This is a genomic window from Pseudomonas delhiensis (assembly GCF_900187975.1).
GTDB lineage: Bacteria > Pseudomonadota > Gammaproteobacteria > Pseudomonadales > Pseudomonadaceae > Pseudomonas > Pseudomonas delhiensis.
Genome location: NZ_FZPC01000022.1, coordinates 12,879 through 27,382, shown reverse-complemented (window position 1 = coordinate 27,382; position 14,504 = coordinate 12,879). Strand labels below are relative to the sequence as shown.

Annotated in this window: 10 protein-coding genes and 2 pseudogenes; 7 read left to right on the top strand and 5 right to left on the bottom strand. The window is 66.4% G+C overall.

The genetic code is table 11. The features are described from left to right. The first annotated feature begins 409 nt into the window (after positions 1–409). Positions 410–781, top strand: a complete 372-nt coding sequence (locus CHC02_RS19895; RefSeq protein WP_089393160.1) for a histone-like nucleoid-structuring protein, MvaT/MvaU family — start codon at positions 410–412, stop codon at positions 779–781. Between the two features lie 317 nt (positions 782–1,098). Here CHC02_RS19895 and fdhD read toward each other — a convergent pair whose 3' ends face one another. Beyond that, the gene (gene fdhD, locus CHC02_RS19890) at positions 1,099–1,929 is read right to left on the bottom strand and encodes a formate dehydrogenase accessory sulfurtransferase FdhD (RefSeq protein WP_089393159.1); all 831 of its coding nucleotides are present in this window, start codon (positions 1,927–1,929) and stop codon (positions 1,099–1,101) included. A 152-nt stretch (positions 1,930–2,081) separates the two neighbouring features. Continuing rightward, complete coding sequence (moaA, locus tag CHC02_RS19885) at positions 2,082–3,086, bottom strand: GTP 3',8-cyclase MoaA (RefSeq protein WP_089393158.1); 1,005 nt, start codon at positions 3,084–3,086, stop codon at positions 2,082–2,084. A 473-nt stretch (positions 3,087–3,559) separates the two neighbouring features. Between moaA and CHC02_RS19880 the strand changes: the two are divergent. The 3 genes and pseudogenes from CHC02_RS19880 to CHC02_RS19870 all read left to right on the top strand — a co-directional run. Continuing rightward, positions 3,560–5,866: pseudogene (locus CHC02_RS19880) on the top strand (FdhF/YdeP family oxidoreductase); the annotation flags it as partial. A gap of 78 nt (positions 5,867–5,944) precedes the next feature. Next, positions 5,945–6,279: pseudogene (locus CHC02_RS19875) on the top strand (alpha/beta fold hydrolase); the annotation flags it as partial. Positions 6,280–6,575: 296 nt separating this feature from the next. Continuing rightward, complete coding sequence (locus tag CHC02_RS19870) at positions 6,576–7,022, top strand: MerR family transcriptional regulator (protein WP_089393157.1); 447 nt, start codon at positions 6,576–6,578, stop codon at positions 7,020–7,022. Positions 7,023–7,052: 30 nt separating this feature from the next. Here the strand turns inward: CHC02_RS19870 and CHC02_RS19865 are convergent, their stop codons facing one another. Continuing rightward, entirely contained in the window at positions 7,053–8,027 is a 975-nt protein-coding gene (locus CHC02_RS19865; protein ID WP_425262375.1) for an acetoacetate decarboxylase (ADC), read from the bottom strand. A gap of 251 nt (positions 8,028–8,278) precedes the next feature. Between CHC02_RS19865 and CHC02_RS19860 the strand changes: the two genes are divergently transcribed. Then, positions 8,279–9,511, top strand: coding sequence for an NADH:flavin oxidoreductase/NADH oxidase family protein (locus tag CHC02_RS19860; RefSeq protein WP_089393156.1), 1,233 nt, complete (start codon positions 8,279–8,281; stop codon positions 9,509–9,511). A gap of 43 nt (positions 9,512–9,554) precedes the next feature. On the opposite strand, the gene CHC02_RS19855 is transcribed toward CHC02_RS19860, so the two are convergent. Both CHC02_RS19855 and CHC02_RS19850 read right to left on the bottom strand, forming a co-directional pair. Next, positions 9,555–10,772, bottom strand: a complete 1,218-nt coding sequence (locus tag CHC02_RS19855) for an MFS transporter (RefSeq protein ID WP_089393155.1) — start codon at positions 10,770–10,772, stop codon at positions 9,555–9,557. 175 nt (positions 10,773–10,947) lie between these two features. Next, on the bottom strand, positions 10,948–11,853 hold the full coding sequence (locus CHC02_RS19850; protein WP_089393154.1) for a LysR family transcriptional regulator: 906 nt from the start codon (positions 11,851–11,853) through the stop codon (positions 10,948–10,950). A 210-nt stretch (positions 11,854–12,063) separates the two neighbouring features. Here CHC02_RS19850 and CHC02_RS19845 point away from each other — a divergent pair, with 210 nt between their 5' ends. Together CHC02_RS19845 and CHC02_RS19840 are read left to right on the top strand one after the other, a co-directional pair. Further along, positions 12,064–13,041 carry an alpha/beta hydrolase gene (locus CHC02_RS19845; RefSeq protein WP_425262376.1) on the top strand — a complete coding sequence of 326 codons (978 nt, stop codon included), beginning with the start codon at positions 12,064–12,066 and terminating at the stop codon, positions 13,039–13,041. A 195-nt stretch (positions 13,042–13,236) separates the two neighbouring features. Then, entirely contained in the window at positions 13,237–14,301 is a 1,065-nt protein-coding gene (locus CHC02_RS19840; protein WP_089393152.1) for an XdhC family protein, read from the top strand. Positions 14,302–14,504 lie beyond the last annotated feature (203 nt).

Below are 14,504 nucleotides of genomic sequence, written 5' to 3'. Positions count from 1 at the left end.
AGGGCGGGGATGGCTGCGGATCGTTCCATGTTGCAACGCAGCCGTGAACATTCCGGTCGATAGCCGGAGAGAACTTGCTTCAAATATTCCGCATATACCTGGCACTACGAAAAATGCGGTTTTTACCCCCATGCAGAGAACAAGATCGTATTGGCAGGCATGTTCACAAGGCTCCCGGCCTGGAACGCGTAGTTTGGGCCGGATGGGCTGCCAGCGCATATGCGATATCGCCGTATCGAATGAGCGAGCCTGGAATGAAGATTGAAAACGAGGTGATTTCCCCGAAGGCCTGCCTTATGGTTCGGCAGGCATATCCGAATGTATGCTTTCGGCACTCCAGGTGTTTGGATTCGCAGAGTGCGTCCGGTATATTCTTCGATTGGAAAAACTTTTGTTGAAGAGGTTTCCCATGTCCAAGCTGGCAGAATTTCGCGCGGCCGAAAAAGCGCTCGCCGAACAGATCGCCCATCTGGAGTCGCTGAAGAACGACGACAAACTCCAGAAGGAAATCGAGTTCGAGAAAAAACTGAAGAAACTCATGGAGGCCTATGGAAAATCACTGCGCGACCTGATCCTCATCCTCGATCCGCAGGCGCTCAGCGCCGCGCCTTCGCGCGCCGACCGGGGCGCGAAGACGCGGCGTCGCGAGCGAGCGATCAAGGTCTACCGGAACCCGCACAGCGGCGAAGTCGTGGAAACCAAGGGCGGCAACCATAAAGTGCTGAAGGCCTGGAAGACGGAATATGGCGCCGACGTCATCGATTCCTGGCTGCAGAAGTAAGTACCTTCGGGAAGTTGCTCCGCTAGACCCGGCTAGACTTTTGGGATCAGTGACGCCCCTGCGTCCTGGCGCGCTTTCTTTCAGGGTTTCATTGGTGTTCCGTCACCGTGGCGATAGTGGTTCTGCCATGGTTTGCCTTTCGCTCGTATGATTCAAGTCGTGCACCTGGCCGGCGCTGTATCGCGGCAGGAATGTGTATCTGCAGGCTGGTCAGGAAAGCCGGGGCCGCCATCTTCGCCATCAATTCAACGCACTTGCGGGGGTGTCGCTGTTTTCCTGGGCGACCATGACCGGGCTGCTCGACGGGGGCGCGCCTGTCAGGGCGACGGGCTGTAGAGCCTGGGCAGGCTGTGGTGGGGAACGTGGATGAGGTTGAGTTGGTAGCGGCGCGCCCATTCCACGGTCAGCGCGGTGGGCGCCGAGAGGCTGACCAGGGTGCCGACGCGGGCCCGCACCGCCTTGTGGACGAGTTCCAGGCCGCAACGGCTGGTGACGACGACGAAGCCCTCGGCGGGGTCGACGCGCGCCTGGGCCATGGCGCCTATCAGCTTGTCCAGGGCGTTGTGCCGGCCGATGTCCTCGCGGCACAGGCGCACTTCGCCCTGGCCGTCGAGGTACAGGGCGGCGTGCAGGGCGCCGCTGCCGCGGGCGGCGGTCTGGGCGAGGCCGATGCGCTCGCGCAGGCCTTCCAGCAGGCCCGCCTCCGGCAGCGGCGCGAAACGCAGCGGGGTCAGCGCCGGCAGCGCCTGGTCCAGCGCCTCGACGCCGCAGATGCCGCAGCCGCCGGTGCCGGCCAGTTGCCGGCGGCGCTCCTTCAGCGCCCAGAAGGCGCGGTTGGCTATTTCGACCTGCGCCAGGTACGCCTCGCCGGAACGGCTGACTTTCATATCGTGGATTTCATCCAGGGACGTGACGATTTCATTGGTCAGGCTGAAGCCCCTGACGAAATCTTCCATATTGCCGGGCGATACCATCATCACGGCCTGGTTGATGCCGTTGTAACTGATGGCCAGTGCGGCCTCCTGGGCAAGTACGGCCTCGCCGATAATCCAGTTCTCGCCCAACTCCACATAACTGTAGGCTTGCGCGGGGTCGGGTGGCGCATTGATGTCGGATGTATCGGTTCGCGTTTCGTCGATCAGCACCATCACGACACCCTTGAGTCCTGTTGCCTGTCTTTCAGGTTACGCACGTGGCCAAATAGCGTCCAATCGCTTCTTCCGATCCGCCGATAAGACATCTCTATGGCGCAAACGACGTATTGCATGGGGTTTGAAAACGGCTTCAGGGCTACGGGCGGCTAGCCGCCGGTCACGTTCATGAAGCGGAGGATCTGCACCTCGCCGCCGACCTCGAAGTGGTGGCGCTGGGGCTTCAGGCGCATGGCCTGGCGGATCGCCCGGTCCAGCCGCTCGGCGTCGCCGGGGTGGGCGCGCAGCACCTGCTTGAGGTCGGCCGAATGTTCGTTGCCCAGGCACAGCAGCAGGCGGCCCTCGACGGTCAGGCGCACGCGGTTGCAAGTGCCGCAGAAGTTGTGGCTGTGCGGCGAGATGAAGCCGATGCGGATGTCCGGCGCCTCGGCCAGGCGGCAGTAGCGGGACGGGCCCTGGGTGGATTCGGCGGATTCGATGAGGCTGAACTTCTCGCCGATGCGTTCGCGCACCTCGTCGCTGGAGCAGTAGGACTCGCCACGCTGGTGCTCGCTGATGACGCCCAGGGGCATTTCCTTGATGAAGGAAATGTCCAGCTGGCGGTCGATGGCGAAGCGCACCAGGTCGACCACTTCGTGGTCGTTGCGGCCCTTGAGCACCACGCAGTTGAGCTTGGTGTGGCGAAAGCCCGCGCGGCGCGCGGCGTCGATGCCGGCGATCACCTGGTCGAGGTCGCCGGTGCGGGTGAGCGCCTTGAAGCGCTGCGCATCCAGGCTGTCGAGGCTGATGTTCAGCCGCGCGAGGCCGGCGTCGTGCAGCGGTTGCGCCAGGCGCTGCAGCTGCGAGCCGTTGCTGGTCATGCACAGCTCGCGCAGGCCGGGGAGGGCGGCGATGCGCGCGCACAGCTCGACGATGCCCTGGCGCACCAGGGGCTCGCCGCCGGTGAGGCGGATCTTGCGCGTGCCCAGGGCGACGAAGCGCTCCGCCACGCGGTACAGCTCGTCGAGGCTGAGGATGCGCTGGCGGGGCAGGAACTGCATGTTCTCGGCCATGCAGTACACGCAGCGGAAGTCGCAGCGGTCGGTCACCGACATGCGCAAGTAATCGATCTTGCGATTGAAACCGTCGATGAGTTCGCCAGTGGTGTTGTTCAATTCAGAGTTGCCTCTCGAGTTGATCGCTCGTTGCTCTTTGCACGCATGCATTGATGTTTCAATCAATAACCTGGCGATCTTCGGAATGAGGCTAGCCAGCCACTATTGGAGCGTCAAATTGCTTTTGATTACCGGTTGATAAGAACGCTCTATCAAGTGGCTCAATTATCCTGGAAAACGCTCTGGATCGGGAGCGGGAGGGCTGATAGACGGTTCTGATCGGGGCGTAATTTATTTCGATTGGACGCAATGTCTGATTCTCAATAGCCTGAGATCACAAGGCGAGCCAATGTCTCTCCGGTTTCCAGGCCACGGCTTTGGAAGATGAACCCGAATGCAACTTCAATTCGCGGCGAAGAAGAAGTTTCGCCCGCAGTAGTTGCTCGTCCGGAGTTCGATATCGGTACGCCCGTAGTGTCGCCTTTTTCTGCCTGAGAACTTTCATTCTCTGCGTGTAATCGAGGAATGCCTGAATGAGCCAAGACGAACACATAAGGAGCTATACCGCGCCGGCCGCCGGCTGGGGCGCGCTCAAGAGCGTGACCAAGAGTTGGCTGGGCAGCGAGAACGCCGTCAAGAACCTGCGGGCGATGCTCAAGACCAACCAGAACAGCGGCTTCGACTGCCCCGGTTGCGCCTGGGGCGAGTCCCCCGAGAACGGCCTGGTGAAGTTCTGCGAGAACGGCGCCAAGGCGGTCAACTGGGAGTCCACCGGGCGCTCCGTCGACCCCGACTTCTTCGCCAAGTACAGCGTCAGCGCGCTGGCCGGGCAGAGCGACTACTGGCTCGAATACCAGGGCCGGCTCACCCACCCCATGCGCTACGACGCGGCCACCGACCACTACGTGGAGACCACCTGGGAGGAGGCCTTCGCCCTGGTCGCCCGGCACCTGAAGGCGCTGAAGTCGCCGGACGAGGCGGAGTTCTACACCTCCGGCCGGGCCAGCAACGAGGCGGCCTTCCTCTACCAGCTGTTCGTCCGCGCCTTCGGCACCAACAACTTCCCCGACTGCTCGAACATGTGCCACGAGGCCAGCGGCCTGGGCATGGCGGAAACCCTCGGGGTGGGCAAGGGCACCGTGGTCTTCGACGACCTGGAGAAGGCCGACGCCATCTTCGTCATCGGCCAGAACCCCGGCACCAACCACCCGCGCATGCTCGAACCGCTGCGCGAGGCCGTGCACCGCGGCGCCCAGGTGATCTGCATCAACCCGCTGAAGGAGCGCGGCCTGGAGCGCTTCCAGCACCCGCAGCACCCCCTGGAGATGCTGAGCAACGGCTCGGAGCCGACCAACACCGCCTACTTCCGCCCGGCCCTGGGCGGCGACATGGCGATGTTCCGCGGCATGGCCAAGTTCCTCCTGCAGTGGGAACGCGAGGCCCAGGCCAACGGCGAGCCGCCGGTGTTCGACCATGCCTTCATCCGCGAGCACACCAGCGGCCTGGACGCCTACCTGGCGGCGGTGGACGCCACCCCCTGGGAGCACATCGTCGGCCAGTCCGGCCTGAGCATGGCCGAGCTGGAGCTGGCGGCGCGCATGTACCGCCGCGCCGAGCGGGTGATCATGTGCTGGGCCATGGGCCTGACGCAGCACCGCCACTCGGTGCCGACCATCCAGGAGGTGGTCAACCTGCAGCTGCTGCGCGGCAACGTCGGCAAGCCCGGCGCCGGCCTGTCGCCGGTGCGCGGCCACAGCAACGTGCAGGGCGACCGCACCATGGGCATCGACGAGAAACCGCCGACCTGGCTGCTGGACGCCCTGGAGAAACGCTTCAAGTTCAAGGTGCCGCGTGGCCACGGCGACAACGCCGTGCTGGCCATCCAGGCCATGGAAGCCAGGCGCGCCAAGGTGTTCCTGGCCCTGGGCGGCAACTTCGCCCAGGCCACCCCGGACACCCCGCGCACCCACGCCGCGCTGCGCAACTGCGAGCTGACCGTGCACATCGCCACCAAGCTCAACCGTTCGCACCTGGTCACCGGCCGCGACGCGCTGATCCTGCCGTGCCTGGGCCGCACCGAGGTCGACCTGCAGGCCGACGGGCCCCAGGGTGTCACCGTGGAAGACACCTTCAGCATGGTGCACATCTCCCACGGCCAGCTGAAGCCGCGCTCGCCGCACCTGCGCTCGGAGCCGGCGATCATCGCCGGCATCGCCAAGGCCACCCTGGGCAACCAGCCGATCGACTGGGACTGGGCCATCGCCGACTACGGGCACATCCGCGACCTGATCGCCGACGTCATCCCCGGCTTCGCCGACTTCAACGCCCGGCTGCGGCACCCCGGCGGCTTCCACCTGGGCAACGACGCGGCCGAGCGGGTCTGGAAGACCACCAGCGGCAAGGCCCGCTTCACCCCCAGCGAACTGCCGCAGGAGCTGGTCAACCAGGCGGTGCTGGCGCGCGGCGAGCGGCCCGACCTGATCCTCCAGACGCTGCGTTCCCACGACCAGTACAACACCACCCTGTACGGCCTGGACGACCGCTACCGCGGGGTGTTCGGCCTGCGCGAGGTGGTCTTCGCCAACGAGCGGGACATCCGCCGCCTGGGCTTCGCCCCGGGCGACAAGGTCGACCTGGTATCGCTGTGGGAAGACGGCATCGAGCGTCGCGTCAGCGGCTTCCAGCTGGTGGCCTACGACCTGCCGGCGGGGCAGGCGGCGGCCTATTACCCGGAAACCAATCCGCTGGTACCGCTGGAAAGCTATGGCGAGCGCACCTTCACGCCGACTTCCAAGTTCATCGCGATCAGGCTCGAGAAAGCCCGGGAAGACAGCCTGATTCATTGCGCCCTAGCGCCGATTCCCACCACCGGCCGGGGCCGCGCGCCCCGGCCTCATTCCCCTGCAAGGAGAACCCCGATGGAAAGAACCCTCGGTGCCCTGGCCTGCGCCGCCGGCCTGCTCATGGCCGCTGGCGCGTCCGCCGCCGCCAACCCACCGTGGTGCTGGTCCACGGCGCCTTCGCCGACGCCTCCAGCTGGAACGGCGTGACGCGCATTCTCGGACACGACGGCTACAGCGTGGTGGCCGCCGCCAACCCGCTGCACGGCGTCGCCAGCGACGGCGCCTACGTCGCCAACATCCTCGCCAGCCTGAACACGCCGGTGGTGCTGGTCGGGCACTCCTACGGCGGCAACGTCAAGGCGCTGGTCTACGTCGCCGCCTTCGCCCCGGAGGCGGGGGAGAGCGCCGCCGACGTGCCCGCCGCACGCCAGCGGAGTCGGGGATCGAGGAGGGGAGCCAGGCGAATGCCTGGCTCCCGGCCTGACCAGCCACGTATGAAGGCGAGCAGTGATGGTGTCGGCCTGGGTGGTCGGCATCCCGTGCGGGAAGCCGGGACCCAGTGGTCCCTGTCGTGGCCGTCCCAGACCAGGCTCGAGCGCCCATGCCCGCGGCGCACGAACGGCTCGGGCCGTTTCATCGCCCGGCCATCCGGTCACTGCAGGATTGAAGTAAGCTTCAAGGTCAACGCTTTCCCCGAGGGTGCTGCATGAGAATTGGAGAACTGGCGAAGCTCAGTGGGCTGGCGCCTTCGCGCATTCGCTTCTACGAGGCGAGCGGCCTGATCAACTCGGTCGAGCGCAAGGCCAACGGCTACCGCGACTACGCCCCGGATACCCTGTGGATCCTGGAGATCATCACCGGCGCCCAGGGTGCGGGCTTCTCGCTGGAGGAGATCCGCCACCTGCTGCCGCTGAACCCCAGTGGCTGGAAGCACGACGAGTTGCTGGAGGGGCTCAAGCGCAAGGTGGGAGAGATCGAGGTGCTGCAGAAGCGCCTGGCGCAGAGCAGGGCGCAGTTGCTCGTGGCCATCGAGAGCATCGAGAACAAGCCCGAAGGGATGCAATGCGCCGACAACACCCAGCGGGTGCTGGACCGCCTGCGCCAGGAAATGGACGTGGCGGCGGAAAAGAAAAGTCAGGCCATGCGGGCCTGACTTCGACTGCCTGCAGCTGACGCTGCGGCGTCAGTTCCTGCCGACGAGGGTGTTCAGCGGCCTGGGCGCATAGAGCGCGCTCTGGAACTGCGGAACGTATTCGTACTTCATCATCTTCCCGAGCTTCAACGCCCTGATGTAGGCGGAAAGTTCCCCGTCGCCGAGGATCAGCCGCGCCGAGTCGCCATCGGTGCTGGATGCATGGCTGAGCTGGCGCGAAACCGCATAGCCATAGGTCAGTTCACCCTTCGGGTCGGTATTGGTGAAACTGTTGGTGACCCACTCGTCATCCTTCGAGAGGTCGGCCAGTTTGTCGGCCTTGAACACGACATCCACTTTTCCGGTCCGGCTATCGACGATGTCGTAGGCCACGCTGCGCTCGTCTTCCCTGACATCGATGCCGGTGAGCCACTTCGGCAGGTTGTAGCCCACGACGCCGCGGACTCTTGCCAACTCGGTATTCACCGGAAGTTTGAGCACATAGCCCCAATAGTCCCTGGACAGCGACTGGCCGATCAGCGAGATGGGGCCGAGGTTGGACTTGCCGGGCTTGTTGGTGATGATGGAAAGCGCGACTTCGTTATAACTGTCGTTGTCGCAGTAATGGTAGGAATAAGCGGTAAAGGCCACCAGGCCCCGCCCCGGCCAGACCTGCAGCGGCTGCACCTGTTCCAGTACCCTGGCCGGCATCAGTTCCTTCAACTTCGCCAGGTCCGCCGTATAGACGGCGGTGACCCTGCTGTTCCTGTAGTAGAAGTTCGGCGAGTAGGATTCGAAGCCTATGTCCACCTTCGTCTTGGCAAGCCCCTTGAACCAGCTCAGGTCGACATCCGGCGCCTCGGCGGCGATGACCGAGAGGGGCGGGTTGGAACGGTAGCGGTCATACAGCCCGCCCTTCACCACGGGGACTTCATGGCCGGCGATGTCGATGAGGGTGGTCTCCGGCTGGCTGTTCGTCGCTGTGGCGTCAGCCCAGGCAGAGGCTGTGACGAAAAGTCCGGCTATTGCGGCAACACTTCCGAGTTTCACTGTCGAGGGTCTCCAGGGTTGGGCATGGGGCTTGGGGCACGCTGTCCAGCAGCTTGCGGAAGGCACCCTAACCTTCAACTGAACTTCAAGGTCAAGAGGTGGACCTGGGGCTTTTTCCCTGGCGACGAGTGGGGGAGGGGGTGGCCATCGAGGCGGTGGAAAAGCCTCTTGACCTTGAAGTTGACTTCAAGGTTACGGTAGCGCAGTCGCCCAACCTGGAGCCCGTGATGACCCCCTTCACTGCGTTGACCCTGCCCAATGGGGCAGTCATTCCCAACCGCCTGGCCAAGGCCGCCATGGAAGAGAACATGGCGGACAGGGACCATGCCCCCTCGGCGGCGCTGATCCGCCTCTACCGCGCCTGGGCCGAGGGCGGGGTGGGCCTGATGATCACCGGCAACGTCATGGTCGATCACCGCGCCATGACCGGGCCGGGCGGGGTGGTGCTGGAGTCCGGGCGCTTCGGCGAGCGCTTCGGCGCCTGGGCGCAGGCCGCGCGCTCCCAGGGTGCCCAGGTGTGGATGCAGATCAACCACCCGGGCCGCCAGATGCCCGCGGCCTTGAAGCAGGACACCATCGCCCCCTCGGAGGTGCCCATGGACCTGGGCAACTTCTCCAGGCAGTTCATCCCGCCACGGGCGATGACGGAGAAGGACATCGCCGAAGTCCAGGCACGCTTCGTCAGGACGGCCGTGCTCGCCGAACGCTTCGGCTTCACCGGCGTGCAGGTCCATGCCGCGCACGGCTACCTGCTCAGCCAGTTCCTGTCGCCGATCACCAACAAGCGCACGGACCAGTGGGGTGGTTCGCTGGAGAACCGCGCCCGGCTGCTGCTCGACGTGGTCAGGGAAATCCGCGCGGCCGTGGGCGCCAGCTTCGCCGTGGCGGTGAAGCTCAACTCGGCCGACTTCCAGCGCGGCGGGTTCAGCACGGACGACGCGAAGAAGGTCATCGCGCTGCTCAACCCCCTGGGGGTGGACCTGATCGAGCTGTCCGGCGGCAGCTACGAAGCGCCGGCCATGCACGGCCAGGCCCGCGACGGCCGCACCCTGGCCCGGGAAGCCTATTTCCTGGAGTTCGCCAAGGACATCTCGTCCGTCGCGCGGATGCCGGTCATGGTCACCGGCGGCGTGCGCCGGCTACCGGTGGCGGAGCAGGTGCTGGACAGCGGCATCGACATGGTGGGCATGGGCACCGCGCTGGCCATCGACCCCAACCTGCCCAGGGACTGGCGGGCAGGGCTCGGCAACGCGCCCGTGCTCAGGCCCATCACCTGGAAGAACAAGGTGCTGGCCTCGGTCGGCTACATGGCGATGGTGAAGCACCAGCTGCGCCGCCTGAGCCTCGGCAAGCTGGCCAACCCGGATGTCGCGCCGGCGCTGGCGCTGCTGGAGCAGCAGCTGGATACCCAGGTCCGCAGCTGGCGCTATCGGCGCTGGGTGAGAAGCCTCGGCGCCTGATCCGGGCCCTGGCCGACGCGGCCTCGTGCGTGCTGGTCAGCGCTCAGGCGCCCCGGGGCGCTTGCGCGCGCGAGGTGAGCCAGCCCAGCAGGGCGGCGAGCAGCAGCACCGCCGCGCTCGCCACGAAGGTGGCGCGGTAGCCGCTGCCATCGAACAGCAGGCCGCCCAGGGTGGAGCCCAGGGCGATGGACAGCTGGATCACCGCCACCATCAGCCCGCCGCCGGCCTCGGCGTTGCCGGGCAGGGCCCGGGCGATCCAGCTCCACCAGCCGACCGGGGCCGCGGTGGCCAGCAGGCCCCACAAGCCCAGCAAGGCCGCGACGGCGAAGGCCCAGGCGCCGAAGGGGATCAGCGCCAGGGCGATCGCCGCCATCAGCGCCGGCAGGACGATCAGCGGCCCGAACAGGCTCCGCTTCAGCAGCGTACCGATCAGCAGGGTGCCGATGAAGCCGGCCACGCCGATGACCAGCAGGATCAGCGAGAGCGTGGAAACCTCCACCCGCGTCACCGTTTCGAGGAAGGGCCGCACGTAGGTGAACAGGGCGAACTGCCCCATGAAGAAGGCCCCGCAGGCGCCCATGCCCAGCGCCACGGCGCGGTTGCCCAGCAGCCTGAAGGGGTTGCCGGCGCCCGGCGAGCGCTCCCCGGCTGGCATGGACGGCAGGCTGGCCCACTGCCAGGCGAGGGCCAGCGCCGCCACCGGCACCAGGCAGAAGAAGGCGCCGCGCCAGCCGATGACCGCGCCCAGGTAGCTGCCCAGGGGCGCCGCCATCACGGTGGCCAGGGCATTGCCGCCATTGAAGATGGCCAGCGCCCGCGGCACCTGCCGGGCGGGCACCAGGCGCATGGCGGTGGCCGCCGACAGCGACCAGAAGCCGCCGATGACCACGCCGATGAGCGCACGGCCGAGCAGGTAGGCCAGGTAGTTCGTCGCCAGCGCGACCACGGCGCCGGACAGCGCCATCACCCCGGTCAGCGCCAGCAGCAGCGTCTTGCGGTTGAGGGTGCCGGCCAGCGCGGGGATCGACAGGCTGGTCAGCACCGCGAGGGCGCCGGAAATGGCGACGCCTTGCCCGGCCATGCCTTCGCTGACGCCCAGGTCGGCGGCCATGGGCGTGAGCAGGCTGACGGGCATGAACTCGGAGGCGATCAGCGCGAAGACGCACAGCGACATGGCGAAGACGCCGCTCCAGTAGGCCGGCTGGGTCTGTTGCGGGGTAGTGGCGGTGCCCGCGGGGGCATCGAGGGTGTGGGCTTTCATGGACTTCTTCTGGGGTTGCGGGCGCACCGGCAATGAAGGGTGTGGCTTTCGCCGGCGGCGGGTGACTTTTTCGTGGGTGAATGCTCCCGTAGAAGGGCGGCCATGACTAGCTAATCAATGCTTAAAGCGGCTATAAGCCCACCTAATCAATGCTTCGATCCCTCCTCCAAGCGCGCTAGCGCCTTTGCCGGCGCTCCACCCGCAGCGCGTCGAGCACCAGGGAAAAGGCCGGGGAGGGCTGGCGCCGGCTCGGGTAGTAGAGGTGGTAGCCGGAGAACGCCGGGCACCAGTCCTCCAGCACCCGCTGCAGGCGCCCCTCGGCGAGGTGGGGGGCGAACTCCTCCTCCGGCAGGTAGGCGATGCCCACGCCGGCGAGCGCGGCGTCGGCCACGTGCACGGTGGTGTTGAACACCAGCTGGCTATCCACGTGCACCTTCAGCTTCTTGCCCCGCCGCTCGAACTCCCAGGCATCCACGCCGCCATAGGTGGGAAAGCGGATGTTGATGCAGCGGTGCCCCACCAGGTCGCTGGGTGTCCTGGGGATGGGGTTGTCGGCGAAGTAGGACGGCGCCGCCACCACGGCCATGCGCAGGTCAGGGCCGATGGGCACGGCGATCATGTCCCGGTCGAGGGTTTCGCCGAAGCGCACGCCCGCGTCGAAGCGGTCGGCGACTATGTCGCGGAAACCGTAGTTGATGTCGAACTCGAGGCGGACGTCGGGGTATTCCCGCAGCAGCGGCATCAGCCTGGGCAGCAGCGTCGTCTTCAGGACGTGGTCGCCACAGGTGATGCGCACCGTGCCGCCCGGCTTGTCGCGCAGCTCGGTCAGGGCGTCCAGCTCGGACTCGATTTCGTCGAAGCGGTGGCCGATCGCCTGCAGCAGGCGCTCGCCGGCGGCGGTCAGCGAGACGCTGCGGGTGGTGCGCGTCAGCAGGCGGATCTCCAGCCGCGCCTCCAGCCCGGAGACGACCTGGCTGACGGCGGACTGGGTCACCCCCAGGTGCGCCGCCGCCCGGGTGAAGCTGCCTTCCCGGGCCACCACCACGAAGGCCATGAGGTCGTTGAAGTTGTGCCTGGCCATGCCGCGCCCCTCTGAACTGATTAGCCCAGTTTATAACCGCATTAAGCATTCATTACCTAATCAATGGCTCGCGCTTGCGCGAGAATGCCCCCATCCCCTCGCCAGAGGGGTTCTTCAACCAGGGGCGCGCGCCGCCCGCCAATCGAAAGAGAGGGTCCGGTGAAAAGACTCATCGTGTTGCTCGGGCTGCTGCTCGCTTCGTTCATCGCCATGGGAGCCGATATGTCCAAGGGTGCAGACAACTTCTACAAGAGCGACAAGGTGACGGTGCAGCCGGTCGTCTTCAGGAACCAGTACCAGTTGAACGTGGCGGGCAACCTCTTCCTGCCCAAGGGCCTGGGGGAGGGCGCCAGGGCTCCCGCCATCGTCGTCGGCCACCCCATGGGCGCGGTGAAGGAGCAGAGCGCCAACCTGTACGCGCAGAAGCTGGCCGAGCAGGGCTTCGTGACCCTGTCCCTGGACCTGTCCTTCTGGGGCGGCAGCGAGGGCCAGCCACGCAATGCCGTGCTGCCCGACCTGTACGCCGAGGACTTCAGCGCCGCGGTGGACTTCCTGGGCACCCGCCCCTTCGTCGACCGCGAGCGGATCGGCGCGCTGGGCATCTGCGGCAGCGGCAGCTTCGTCATCAGCGCGGCGAAGATCGACCCGCGCATGAAGGCGATCGCCACCGTCAGCATGTACGACATGGGCGCGGCCAACCGCAACGGGCTCAGGCATGGGCAGACGCTGGAGCAGCGCAAGCAGGTGATAGCTGCGGCGGCGCAGCAGCGCTACGTGGAGTTCAGCGGCGGCAAGACGCTGTACACCAGCGGGACCGTGCACGAACTCAGCCCCGACACGCCCGCCATCCAGCGCGAGTTCTACGACTTCTACCGTACCCCGCGCGGCGAGTTCACCCCGGCGGGCGCCTCGCCGGAGCTGACCACCCACCCGACCTTGAGCAGCAACGCCAAGTTCATGAACTTCTACCCGTTCAACGACATCGAGACTCTCTCGCCGCGCCCCATGCTGTTCATCACCGGGGCAGAGGCGCACTCCCGGGAGTTCAGCGAAGAGGCCTACCGCCTGGCCGGCGAACCCAAGGAGCTGTACATCGTCCCCGGCGCGGGCCACGTCGACCTCTACGACCGCGTGGAGCTGATCCCCTTCGACAAGCTGGGCCGCTTCTTCCGCGACAACCTGAAGTAGCTGCCGGGAGGAAGCCCTGGAGGATCAGGCAAGAAAGCCGGCGGAATGATCTACGGCTTCGGCCGGCCCCGCCGGGAAAATGAATCTCACGAAATGCAGAGGCCCAGACGTCCGGTCGGGAACGCGCCGTCCGGCCAGGCCCGCGTGCTCATGAGATATGGCATTTCCCATCGGCGAAAAGCTCCCGGAGGCCCCATGGAAAGCATCGATCTGCTGGTCCTGCGTACCGCCCGCGACTGGCTCGCCGCCGGCGAACGGGTGCTGCTGGTGACCGTGGCGCGCACCTGGGGCTCGTCGCCGCGGCCGGTGGGCTCGATGATGGCGCTGCGCAACGATGGCCGGGTGGCCGGCAGCGTTTCCGGCGGCTGCATCGAGGACGACCTGATCCATCGCCATACCACCGCCCATGGGGGCGACGGCTTGCCGGAAGCCTTGCCGGCCCTCGTGCAGTACGGCATCAGCGCCGATGAAGCCCATCGCTTCGGCTTGCCTTGCGGCGGCACGCTGGAGCTGGTGCTCGAGTTCATGCCGTCCCTGTCGTCGCTGGAGCGGTTGCTCGCGCGGCTCGACGCGGGCAGCCTGGCGCGGCGCATCCTGGACCTGAATAGCGGGCAGGTGACCGTCGAAGGCGCCTCGACGCCGGAGCGGTTCCTCTTCAACGGCAGGCGCATGGTCAACACCCTGGGGCCCGGCTACCGCATGCTGCTGATCGGGGCGGGCGCCCTGGCCGAGTATGTCGCCACCATGGCGCTGTTCAACGGCTTCAAGGTCACCATCTGCGACCCCAGGGCCCAGTACCTGGACGCCTGGAGCGTGGAGGGGGTGGAACGGGCCAGGGGAATGCCCGATGACGTGGTCAGGGCGTTCTCGCCCGACCTGCGCACCTGCATCATCGCGCTCAGCCACGACCCCAGGCTCGACGACCTGGCCTTGCTGGAGGCCCTGCAGAGCCCGGCCTTCTACATCGGCGCCATCGGCTCGCGGCGCAACAGCCAGAGCCGGAGAGAGCGGCTGATCGAGCATTTCGGCGAGACGGAGGCGTCGCTGCGCCGCTTGCGCGGGCCGATCGGCATCTACATCGGCAGCAAGACGCCGCCCGAAATAGCGGTCAGCGTCATGGCGGAAGTCCTCGCCGCCAAGAACGACGTGTCGCTGCCCGATGAGCTTTCCGTGTCCCAGGCGAAGCACGCCAGGGATCCGCTGCGGTTCACCCCGGCCCTCTCCCGGAGGGAGAGGGGGCCGTTCGGTGTGAACGGATAACGCAGCATCGGCCGGCAAACTCGTAGGGCGAATAACCGTTCGCGGTTATCCGCCGCTGGCCCGGGTACCGATGCCAGACGATTGGCGCGGCCGGAGGCCAATCGCGGACGGAGTCCGCTCCTACGCCGCCACCGCTGTCCCACCTGTAGGAGCGCGCCCTGCGCGCGAATCGCGGGCAGGGCCCTACGTCCGTGCTTCCTGGA